Consider the following 10,422-nt stretch of genomic DNA (forward strand, 5'->3'; position numbering starts at 1 on the left):
CGGCGGGGCGCTTCGCCCCGCCGGAGAGGATAGCCGGAGGATGGCCGGGACCGGTGCTCAGATCTCCGCCTCGTCGGCGGCGATCTTGCGCTTGCCGAGGAAATGCAGCGCGACCGGCACCAGCAGCACGACGATGGTGGCGATGAACAGCACCAGGGCGATCGGCCGCTCGATGAACACGCTGAGGTCGCCCTGCGAGCTGATCATCGTGCGGCGGATGTTGCGCTCGAGCAACGGGCCGAGCACGAGGCCGAGGATCAGCGGCACCGCCGGATAGTCGAGCTTCAGGAGCACGACGCCGATTGCGCCGGCGATGATCGTCAGCATCACGCTCGAGAGCGAATAGTCGATGGCGTAGACGCCGAAGACGACGATGGCGATGACGATCGGATAGAGCAGCGCCGTCGAGACGAAGAGCGCGCTGGCGAGCAGCGGCGTCAGGGCGAGGGTGAGAAAGACCAGCGCGAGGTTGCCGATCGCGAAGCTGCCGAACACCGACCAGACGAAGTCCGGATTGGTGGCGAACAGCAGCGGGCCGGGCTGCAGGCCCACCATCAACAGGCCGCCCATCATGACGGCCGTGGTCGCCGAGCCCGGAATGCCGAGGCTGAACAGCGGGATCATCGAGCCGTAGGAGGCGGAGTTGTTGGCGGCCTCGGGGGCGGCGACGCCCTGGACGATGCCGGTGCCGTAGGCGTCCGGGTTGCGCGAGGTGCGTTTCGCGATCGCATAGGAGAGCATCGTCGCGGCGGTGGCGCCGACGCCGGGCAGCACGCCGATGAAGAAGCCGACCACGGAGCCCTGGGCGAGCTGCCAGCGCGAGAGGATGGCGTCGGAGAAGCGGGGCATCAGCGAGCGGAAGCTGTAGCGGGCGAGCGGCTTGTCGACGGAGACCTCGAGCGTCGTGAAGATCGCGGTGAGGCCGAACAGGCCGACGGCGATGATCGAGAAGTCGAGGCCGTCGAAGAGGTCGACCGAGCCGAAGGTGTAGCGCGTCGAGCCCGCGATCGGGTCGAGGCCGACGGTGCCGAGCCAGAAGCCGATCGCCAGCGCCACGAAGCCCTTGATCGCATTTCGGCCGCCGAGGACGCTGAGCAGCGACAGCGCGAAGCACATCATCGCGGTCATCTCGGTCGGGCCGAAGGCGAGCGCGAATTGCGACACCGGCACCGAGATGGCGACGAGGCCGAGGATGCCGAGTACGCCGCCGACGAAGGAGCCGAACACGCTCATGCCGAGGGCGCGGCCGGCCTCGCCCTTCTGGGCCATCGGATAGCCGTCGACGACGGTCATCACCGAGGGCGCGTCACCCGGGATGCCGAGCAGGATCGAGGTGATCGCGCCGCCGAACATCGAACCGTAGTAGACGCCGCCGAGGCAGGCGATGGCGGCGATGCCGCCGAAGCCGGCGGCGATCGGCAGCATGATCGCGACGCCGGCCGTGGGGCCGAGCCCCGGCAGCGCGCCGATCAGCAGGCCGACGACGGCGCCGAGCAGGGTACACATCAAGATTGCCGGATCGGACGCAGCGACGATGCCGTTCCACAGCAGAGCGAGGACTTCCATGGTGAAGTTCCTTGTGACGGGGGGGGGCGGATCGTCAGAAGCCGAGCGGGCCGACGGGCACGGGAACGCCGAGCAGGCCGTCGAACAGCCACCAGCAGATGATCGGCGTCAGCAGCGAGACGGCGGCGAGCCGGACGAGGAAGGCGCGGCTCGGATCGGTGCGCAGCAGCAGCCCGATCACGACCATGGCGCCGAGGGTGGCGAGCGTCATGCCGAGGACGGGGATCAGCAGCAGCGAAACGATGAGCACGACGACCACGCCGGCGGCCTTGATGATCTCGCGGCGCGACATGCCGGCGCTGAGCGTCTCGAGGTTGGTGACCGCGCGAAACAGGTTGATTGCGCTGAGCACGACGATCGCGATGCCCATGATGAGCGGGAACAGTCCGGCGCCGGGCGTGGTGCCCTGCATGATGCCATAGTCGAGCCCGGTCCAGATCAGCCAGCCGCCGAAGAGGATCAGGAGACCGGCAACGGCCTTGTCGAGCGTGTGGATCGTCATGGTCGTCTCTCCCCGGACGGCGGCCATCCTGCGTGGAATTGCCTTGTCGTCGCTTGTCCGCCGTGTCGCGTGAACGCCGGCGGGGGCGTCGAAGCCCTCGCCGGCAGGCCTTGCGGCCGTCGGGATTACTCGATGATCCCGAGTTCCTTCATCAGGGTCTCGTAGCGCGCGTTGGTGGTCGCGATCGCCTCGGCGAAGCCGGCCGCATCCGTGAAGTCCGGAATGTCGTGGAAGCGGTCGATGTACTTCGTCTTCCAGGCGTCGCTGGTCGCGACCTGCTGGAGGATGCCCTCCCAGTAGGTGACCACCTCGGCCGGCACGCCGGCCGGCATCACGAGGCCGCGCAGCTGGGTGTGGACGATCTGGTCATGGCCGAGCTCGAGGAAGGTCGGCACGTCCGGGAAGGCCGGCGAGCGTTCGGCCGAGCTGATCGCGAGCGGACGCAGCGTGCCGGCCTGGATCTGGCTCATCGCCTCGGACGGGTTCATGTAGCCGACGTTAACGTGGCCGCCGAGCAGGGCCGCGAGCACTTCGCCCTCGCCGTCGAACGGGATCGCGTCGATCTGCACGCCGAGGGCGTTCGAGGTGAGCTTGGCGAGCAGGGCCGCGTCGGAGACGACGCCGACCGTGCCGGTGGTGAGGCGGCCGGCGGTCTTCAGGTCGTCGAGCGTCTCGTAGCCGGCCGCGGCCGGGGCCACCATGATGTACGGCGACTGCGCGATCGAGGCGAGCGGGGTGAAGTCGCGGTAGCTCACCGGCGAGCCGCCGAGCAGCGGGGTCGTGAAGAAGCTGACGCTGACGGTGGCGATGAAGTACGGGTCGGCGGTTTCCTTCGCGACCGTGCTGTAGCCGACGGCGCCGGAACCGCCGGGACGGTTCTCCGGCAGGATGTTGACGGGCAGCAGGTCGAGCTCGGCGATCACCTCGGCGATGGTGCGGGCGAGCGTGTCGCTGCCGCCGCCGGCGCCGAACGGGATGATCATCTGGATGTCGCGCTCGGGGTACTCCGCGGCGGCGGGGGCGGCGGCGAGGGCGGCGGTCGCGAACAGGGCGACGCCGGCGGTGCGCAGGCGGCCGAACGAGGTCGAAGCGGTCTTTGTCATTGGTTTTCCTCCCGTATTTTCAGGCTTTCGGCGCGCGGGCCGACAGGCCCCCTCCCGCACCCGCCGCGCCGCGCGGGCAACTTCTTCCCGCGGGAAGAGGCCGGGAGGGGGCGTCGTATCAGGCGCTGAGGCGCGCCTCGATGGCGTCGCGCAGCAGGTAGCCGTGTGCGTCGCGGCCCTCGAAGCGGCTGCCCTTCGAATCCTTGACCCGGGCGTCCTTCAGGGCGTCGTAGTTCGGGGTGAAGCCGAGGCCGGGGGCGTCCGGAATGGTCATCTTGCCGTTCACCGGGTCGGGGGTGCCGTTGAAGAAGTGCTTGCCGGTCATCCACATGCCGTAGTGGAACTCCACCGGGCCGCCGTTCATGACGCCGGCGAGGATGTGCATGTTGAAGATCGGCCAGCCGCCGCCGTTGGCCATCGGCAGGTTGAACGACTGCGCGAGATGCGCCGCCTTGAGGGCCTCGGTGTAGCCGCCGTTGTAGAGGACGTTCGGCTGCAGCACGTCGACGGCGTGGTGCATCACGAGCTCGCGGAAGCGCCAGCGGTTGCCTTCCATCTGGCCGGCCGCGATCGGCATCTTGACGCGGCTGCGCAGGTCGGCGAGCGCGCGGGCGTCATTCTGCTCGATCGGCTCCTCGAACCACTTGAGGTTCGCGCCCTCGAGCGCGCTCGCCAGCATGAAGGCGTCGTGCGGGTTGAACCAGCAGTTGGCGTCGATCATCAGGTCGACGTCGGGACCGATCGCCTCGCGGGCGGCGTAGACGCGGCGGACGTCGTCCTTCCAGGTACGGGTCGGCTCGCCGCCCACCACCATCTTCAGCATCGTGTGGCCGTCGGCGAGGAACTTCTTCGCGTATTCGGCGATCTGCTTCTCGTCGAAGAAGGGGTAGCCGAAGGTGGCGTAGGTGTAGGCCTCGCGGGAATAGCCGCCGAGCAGCTCGGAGATCGTGCGGCCGGTCGCCTTGCCCTTGAGGTCCCACAGCGCGATGTCGATCGCCGACAGCGCGTTGGAGATGACGCCGGTGTAGGCGCGGTTGTTGAGCTGCTTCCAGACCTTGTGGTGGATCGCCTCGGTGTGGAAGACGTCCATGCCCTTGATGAGCGGGAAGATGTGGTCCTCGATGCAGGGCATGACGGCCCAGGGCAGGAACTGGCCGGTGCAGCCCATGCCCTTCAGGCCGTCTTCGGTCTCGACCTCGACGAAGACGAACATGCGGCTCTCGATCGAGGCGCCGATGCCCGGCAGGTCGATCTCGTGCCGATGCAGGCTGGCGGTGATGTTGGCGATCTTCAAGGTTTTCTCCCTTAGGTCTTGCTGGTGTTTCAAAGTTCGGGCGGGGTGATGCCGGCGGCGCGGAGCGCGGCCTGCCAGCGCTCCTTGCCGTGCAGCACGTGCTCCTCGCCGCGGCGCCGGGCGAGATCGGCGTCGCCTGCGCGGATGGCCTCGACCATGCCGCGGTGCTCGCTGTTGGTTTGACCCGGCGACGACAGCGCGCGGCGCAGGCTGTGGGTCTCGCGGATCAGGTCGTCGTAGACCCGGTGGGCGCAGCCGTGCCCGGCGATGCGGCCGATCAGGTCGTGAAACTCGAGGTTGATCTCGTAGTAGTCGGCGATGCGGTCCTCGGTGATCGCCCGCTCCATGTCGCCGACGAGGCGGGCGAGGCGGCCGACGTCGGCCTCGGTGCGCAGTTGCGCGGCCCGGGCGCACATCAGCCCGGTGAGCAGGGCGCGCACGTCGTAGTTCTCGCTGACCTCACGGTCCGACATCTTGCGCACGAAGACGCCGCGCGCCGGGATCGACACCAGCAGCCCCGCCTTGACCAGCGCCCGCGTCGCCTCGCGCACCGGGCCGCGGCTGACGGCGAGCTGCTCGGCGAGCAGCACCTCGTTGAGGCGCGCGCCGGGCTCCAGGCTGCCGGAGACGACCATGTCCTCGATCGCCGCGTAGACGCGGGCGGTGAGGCTTTCGGTGCGTTCGATCGGTTTCAGCGACATGAGATCACCCTCTCGGCCGGTGCGACGTGCCTACCGTCGACTGATGCCAGTAAACTGTCAACAGTTTACTTTGTGGCAGTCGCGGCAGGCGCCGGCTCGGTCATCACCCAGCGCGCCCCGACGTCGGCGGCGATGGATTTCAGGCGGCGATGCAGGCCGGGCCCGATCGGCATGCCGTTCGCCCGGCGCTCGTCGCGGACTTTCCGCTCCGGATCGCCGGCGACCATCACGGGTTTTGCCGCATCGATCGGCGGGGTGCTGCGCAGGTCGTCGCAGAAGCGGGCGACGTCGCCGCGGAAGTCCGACACCTCGCGGAACAGGCCGGGGTCGAAGGCCATGAAGAAGTGGCCGACGTCGAGGCCGTAGGGCTGGCGCGAATGCATCGGGTCGGTGATCAGCGTCGAGCCGGACAGGCACGAGGCGAGGATGTTGACCATCGCCGCGAGGCCGTAGCCCTTGTGGCTGCCGCCGTCCGGCGTGCCGCCGAGCGGGGCGAGGAAGCCGCCGTTCATCACCTCGGACGGGTCGAGCGTCGGCTTGCCGCTGGCGTCCATGCCCCAGCCGGCCGGCATCTGCTGGCCCTCGACGATCTTGTTGCGCACCTTGCCCGAGGCGACCGTGGTGGTCGCCATGTCGAGCACGAAGGGGCGGCCGGGCTCGCCGGGGGCAGCGAACGACCACGGGTCGGTGCCGAAGCGCGCCTTGGTGCCGCCGGTCGGGGGCACGCGGATGCCGAAGACGCTGGTGGCGGCGATGCCGATCAGGTCCAACTCGGCGGCGAGCGTCGTGTAGTAGCCGAGCGCGCCGAAATGGCCGGAGTTGCGCACGCTGACGAGGCCGACCCCGGCGCTCTTCGCCTTGGCGATGGCGGTTTCCATCGCGAAGCGCGCCGGGTGATGGCCGAGGCCGCCGTCGCCGTCGATCAGCGCCGATACCGGTGTTTCGCGGACGATCTTCGGGACAGACTGGAAATTGATCGGCCGGGTCTGGCGCCGCTCGTTGTATTCGACAAGCAACGCGATGCCGTGGCTCTCGTGTCCGTGCAGATCGGACCAGGCGAGGATCTCGGCGGTGATCGCGGCTTTCTCGTCCGGCATGCCCCAGGCGCGGAAAATTTCTTCCGCCTGCTGCCGATGGACGTCGTAGTCGTGTCGCATTGTTTTCCTCCCGCCGCTGCGACCGCCTCCACGGCCGCATCGGAGGCCCCGACCTTAGGCGGAGCCGGGAGATAAGAACAATGCGGCCGAACCTTTCGTCAAAGCGAAGCAGAACTGTCTTCTGCCCCGCGGGGTCAGACGGAGGGCGGGCCCGGCGGCGGCATTGGCGGCAGGCGGCGCGGGCGGTCGGCGGCGATCAGCAGCACGGCGCCGAGGATCAGTCCGCCGCCGGCGGCGACAGCGAAATCAAAGGGTTCGCTGAAGAGGACGAGGCCGGCGAGGATCGCCAGCGGCAGGCGCACGAAGTCGACCACGACGAGCAGCGAGGCATCGCCGATCCGCATCGCGCGGGTGACGGCGAGCTGCGCGACGAGGCCGCCAATGCCCTGCGCCGCCATCAGGGCGAGCGCGCCCGGAGACGGCCAGGTCCAGACGGGAATCGCCAGCAGCAGGCAGAGCGGCACGCTGAGCACGAGGTTGATCCAGACGACGCGGCGGCCGTCCTCGCGGTGCGACGAGACTTTCAGCAGCAGCATCACGGCGGCAAGCGCAACGGCGGCGCCGATCGCCAGCGCGAAGCCGGTGCCGACGGATCCCGAGATGCCCGTCTCCCAGGGGCGCACGACGACGAGGACGCCGGCAAAACCGAGGACGAGGGCGGCGAGCCGCAGGGTGCGCGGCGCCTCGCCGAGGATGAGAATTGCGCCGAGCACCGTGAACACCGGCGTCGTGAAGGCGATCGCGGTGACGGTGGCGAGGGGGAGCATGGTGACGGCGAGGAAGGCGGCGGCGAGGGCCGCGAGCTTCAGTACCGCGCGGGCGATGTGCACCGGCCACAGCCCGCCGCCGGCGAGCGCGAACTCGCCGCCGCGCAGCAGCGCCGCGAGCGCCATGAGGCTGAACAGGTTGCGGAAGAAGACGATCTCGAACGGATGCACCTCGGCCGAGATCGACTTGACGACGATCGAATCGACGACGCCGACGCTGGCCGAGACCAGCATCAGCGCCGCTCCGGCAACGGCCGGGGACAGGGGTGCCCGGGCCACCTCAGAGGGGCCAGTCGAGCCCGTGCGCGGCGGCCCTCCGGGCGAGGCCGGCGAGCACCGCGTCGTCGACCGCGACGCCCTCGGCCGCCGCCTTGCGCCGGGACGCCGCGGCGCCGTCGCCGGGCACGCGGACCTTGGTGACGCCGGGCGCGGGCGGGTTGTCGCGGCAGAGGCCGGCGGTGTGGCTCGCCTGGTGCAGGAAGGCGTCGGTGCCGGCAAACGCCGCGGGGTCGATCACCTGGATGAACACCGACAGCGTCATCTGGCCGAGCGTGTCGGCCCGGCCCGAGCCGGAGAGGCCCTGGCTGAGCAGGTCGACCGCGAGCGCGAGGCCGAAGCCCTTGTAACCCTTCTCGGCGCCGCCGAGCGGCATCAGCGTGCCGCCGCGCGAGACGACCTCTTCCGGATCGTCGGTCGGCACGCCGGCCGCGGTGAGGCCCCAGGCGCCGGGGTAGCGCTCGCCGGCGCTGGCGAGTTGCCGCGTCATCGTCGTGGTGGCGATCGACGAGCTGACGTCGACGACCACGGCGTCGCCGTCGGTCGGGAAGGCGAAGGCGACCGGATTGGGCGTCAGCACCGGCGTTGTGCCGCCGAAGGGTGCCATTCGCGCCGCGGATGCCGTGGAGCAACTGATCTCGGCGATCAGGCCGCGGTCGGTGAGCCGCTTCATGTAGGCGGCGAGCGCCCCGGTGTGGTGGCTGCGGCGGATCGCGACGGTGACGACGCCGTGGGTGGCGACCCGCTCGGCGGCAAGGTCGAGCGCCGAGCGCACCAGCCACGGCCCGGGCAGCATGTTGCCGTCCCACGTGAGGCAAGCGCCGCGGTCGGCGACGACGTCGTAGCTGCCCCGGCCGGTCATCTCGCCCGATTTCAGCGCGTCGAGATAGCCGCCGACGAGGCCGGCGCCGTGGGTGAAGTGGCCGATCGCGTCGGCCTCCACCAGCACCTCGGCGACGACCGCCGCCTTGTCCGCGTCCATGCCCTCCGCCGCGAGCAGGCCGGCGATGCCGGTACGGAGCTTCTGTTGGTCCACGCGTGCCATGGTCATGTTCCCGTGCGTGCGCTCGCCGGCGCAGGCGCGGCGAGCAGTCCGTTGTCCGTCATGAAGGTGGCGAGTCGGCCGGCCTGCGCCGGGCTCAGCGGCCAGGCGGAGGGCGGCCGGGCCGGGCCGCAGTCGAGGCCCTGCAGGGCGAGCGCCGCCTTGACGCCAGTGACGTTGGTGCCGTTCAGTTCCTCGGCGCGGACGTCCTCGAACGCGCGCATCTTCGCGATCAGCCGGTTGGCGCCGGCATAGTCGCCGGCTTCCAGCGCCGTGTGGATCGCCACCGAATGCGCCGGCCAGACGTTGATCAGGCCCGAGGTGAAGCCGCGCGCGCCGACGGCGTAGAGCGTCGGCGCCCAGGTCTCGGCGAGGCCGCCGACCCAGACGATGTCCGGGGCTGCCGCGGCGATCGCGTCGGCGAGGCGGAGCGGGTTCGGCGTCGCCCATTTGACGCCGACCACCGAGGGGATGGCGCAGAGCTCGGCGATCGCCGCGGTGCCGATGGCATCGTTGCGGAGATAGAGCACGATCGGCAGCCCGCCGGCCGCCTGCTCGACGCGGCGGAGATAGGCCGTGATGCCGCGCGGCGACACGAAGGGATCCGGCGGCTGGTGCACCATCAGGGCGGTGGCGCCGGCTTCTTGCGCCGCGCGGGCGAGGCGTTCGGCGTCCTTGACGCTGCGGCCGACGCCGGCGACGAGCGGCACCCGGCCGGCGATGATTTCTGCGGTCTCGGCGAGCATCGCCTCGGCCTCGTCGATGGTGAGGCCGTAGAACTCGCCGGTGTTGCCGTTCGAGACGAGGATGTGCACGCCGGCCGCGACCGCCCGGTCGACGATGGGCACGAGGCGGCGCGGCGCGATGCGGTCGTCGGCGTCGAACGGCGTCACGAGGATGCCGGAGATGCCGGTGAGGGCCTTGGTGAAGCTCATGGCGGTGCTCCTCACCCTGCGGCCGTATAGGCGATCTTCACCGTGGTGAAGAACTCCGCCGCGTAGCGGCCCTGCTCGCGCGAGCCGAAGCTCGAGCCCTTGCGGCCGCCGAAGGGGACGTGGAAGTCGACGCCGGCGGTGGGGAGGTTCACCATCACCATGCCGGCCTCGGCATTGCGCCGGAAGTGCGTGGAGTACTTCAGGCTGGTCGTGCAGATGCCCGACGAGAGGCCGAACGGCGTGTCGTTGGCAAGCTGCAGCGCCTCGTCGTAGTCCTTGACCCGGATCACGCTCGCGACGGGCCCGAAGATCTCCTCGCGCGAGATCCGCATCGCGTTGGTCGCCTCGGTGAAGAGGGCCGGCTGCAGGTAGAAGCCGGGCGTCTCGCGGTTCAGCCGCTCGCCGCCGAAGGCGAGCGTCGCGCCCTCTTTCCGGCCGATCTCGACGTAATCCTGATCCTGCGCGAGCTGGTTCGGGTCGACCACCGGGCCGATGTGGGTGCCGGCCTTCAGCGCGTCGTCGACGACGAGGCCTTTCAGCTTCTCCGTCACGGCGGCGACGAAGCGGTCGTGGATGCCCTCCGTCACGATGAGGCGCGACGAGGCGGTGCAGCGCTGGCCGGTCGAGAAGAAGGCGCCGTTGACGGCGCAGTCGACGGCGACGGCGAGGTCGGCGTCGTCGAGCACCACCAGCGGGTTCTTGCCGCCCATCTCGAGCTGGAACTTGCGCATATGCTCGACACAGGCCGCGGCGACGCGCTTGCCGGTCGCGACCGAGCCGGTGAAGGTCTGCGCGGTGACGTCGGGGCTGTCCAGCATCGCCTGGCCGACCACCGAGCCCTTGCCCATGACGAGGTTGAGCACGCCCTTCGGCAGGCCGGCCCGGTGGAGAATGTCGACGATGGCCCAGGCGCAGCCGGGCACCAGCTCGGCCGGCTTGAACACCACGGTGTTGCCGTAGGCGAGCGCCGGGGCGATCTTCCAGGCGGGGATGGCGATCGGGAAGTTCCACGGCGTGATGATGCCGACGACGCCGACCGGCTCGCGCGTCACCTCGATGCCGACGCCGGGGCGCACGCT

Annotated in this window: 10 protein-coding genes; all 10 read right to left on the reverse strand. The window is 70.1% G+C overall.

Annotated features, from left to right (window positions below; all coding sequences use genetic code 11):
• Positions 1 to 57 precede the first annotated feature (57 nt).
• Positions 58 to 1,566 carry a tripartite tricarboxylate transporter permease gene (locus I5731_RS17405; RefSeq protein WP_197312682.1) on the reverse strand — a complete coding sequence of 503 codons (1,509 nt, stop codon included), beginning with the start codon at positions 1,564 to 1,566 and terminating at the stop codon, positions 58 to 60.
• A 34-nt stretch (positions 1,567 to 1,600) separates the two neighbouring features.
• The gene (locus I5731_RS17410; protein ID WP_197312683.1) at positions 1,601 to 2,068 is read right to left on the reverse strand and encodes a tripartite tricarboxylate transporter TctB family protein; all 468 of its coding nucleotides are present in this window, start codon (positions 2,066 to 2,068) and stop codon (positions 1,601 to 1,603) included.
• 125 nt (positions 2,069 to 2,193) lie between these two features.
• The gene (locus I5731_RS17415) at positions 2,194 to 3,171 is read right to left on the reverse strand and encodes a tripartite tricarboxylate transporter substrate binding protein (protein ID WP_197312684.1); all 978 of its coding nucleotides are present in this window, start codon (positions 3,169 to 3,171) and stop codon (positions 2,194 to 2,196) included.
• A gap of 118 nt (positions 3,172 to 3,289) precedes the next feature.
• On the reverse strand, positions 3,290 to 4,465 hold the full coding sequence (locus tag I5731_RS17420) for a mandelate racemase/muconate lactonizing enzyme family protein (RefSeq protein WP_197312685.1): 1,176 nt from the start codon (positions 4,463 to 4,465) through the stop codon (positions 3,290 to 3,292).
• 29 nt (positions 4,466 to 4,494) lie between these two features.
• Complete coding sequence (locus I5731_RS17425) at positions 4,495 to 5,166, reverse strand: GntR family transcriptional regulator (RefSeq protein ID WP_197312686.1); 672 nt, start codon at positions 5,164 to 5,166, stop codon at positions 4,495 to 4,497.
• Positions 5,167 to 5,231: 65 nt separating this feature from the next.
• The gene (locus I5731_RS17430; RefSeq protein ID WP_197312687.1) at positions 5,232 to 6,323 is read right to left on the reverse strand and encodes an Ldh family oxidoreductase; all 1,092 of its coding nucleotides are present in this window, start codon (positions 6,321 to 6,323) and stop codon (positions 5,232 to 5,234) included.
• Positions 6,324 to 6,457: 134 nt separating this feature from the next.
• A complete protein-coding gene (locus I5731_RS17435; RefSeq protein WP_407941855.1) occupies positions 6,458 to 7,369 on the reverse strand; it encodes a DMT family transporter in 912 nt (303 codons plus the stop codon).
• Position 7,370: 1 nt separating this feature from the next.
• Positions 7,371 to 8,417: an Ldh family oxidoreductase gene (locus tag I5731_RS17440; protein ID WP_407941856.1), complete on the reverse strand. Its 1,047-nt coding sequence runs from the start codon at positions 8,415 to 8,417 to the stop codon at positions 7,371 to 7,373.
• Complete coding sequence (locus tag I5731_RS17445; protein ID WP_197312690.1) at positions 8,414 to 9,343, reverse strand: dihydrodipicolinate synthase family protein; 930 nt, start codon at positions 9,341 to 9,343, stop codon at positions 8,414 to 8,416. Before I5731_RS17445 ends, I5731_RS17440 begins: the two co-directional genes overlap by 4 nt.
• 11 nt (positions 9,344 to 9,354) lie before the next feature.
• A partial coding sequence (locus I5731_RS17450) for an aldehyde dehydrogenase family protein (protein WP_197312691.1) occupies positions 9,355 to 10,422 on the reverse strand: 1,068 nt, incomplete at its 5' end.

This window comes from Methylobrevis albus, assembly GCF_015904235.1.
GTDB lineage: Bacteria > Pseudomonadota > Alphaproteobacteria > Rhizobiales > Pleomorphomonadaceae > Methylobrevis_A > Methylobrevis_A albus.

Coding starts and splice junctions, on each gene's coding strand:
- I5731_RS17405 (WP_197312682.1), bottom strand. CDS start 1,566: ATGGAAGTCCTCGCTCTGCTGTGGAACGGCATCGTCGCTGCGTCCGAT.
- I5731_RS17425 (WP_197312686.1), bottom strand. CDS start 5,166: ATGTCGCTGAAACCGATCGAACGCACCGAAAGCCTCACCGCCCGCGTC.
- I5731_RS17430 (WP_197312687.1), bottom strand. CDS start 6,323: ATGCGACACGACTACGACGTCCATCGGCAGCAGGCGGAAGAAATTTTC.
- I5731_RS17415 (WP_197312684.1), bottom strand. CDS start 3,171: ATGACAAAGACCGCTTCGACCTCGTTCGGCCGCCTGCGCACCGCCGGC.
- I5731_RS17410 (WP_197312683.1), bottom strand. CDS start 2,068: ATGACGATCCACACGCTCGACAAGGCCGTTGCCGGTCTCCTGATCCTC.
- I5731_RS17445 (WP_197312690.1), bottom strand. CDS start 9,343: ATGAGCTTCACCAAGGCCCTCACCGGCATCTCCGGCATCCTCGTGACG.
- I5731_RS17440 (WP_407941856.1), bottom strand. CDS start 8,417: ATGACCATGGCACGCGTGGACCAACAGAAGCTCCGTACCGGCATCGCC.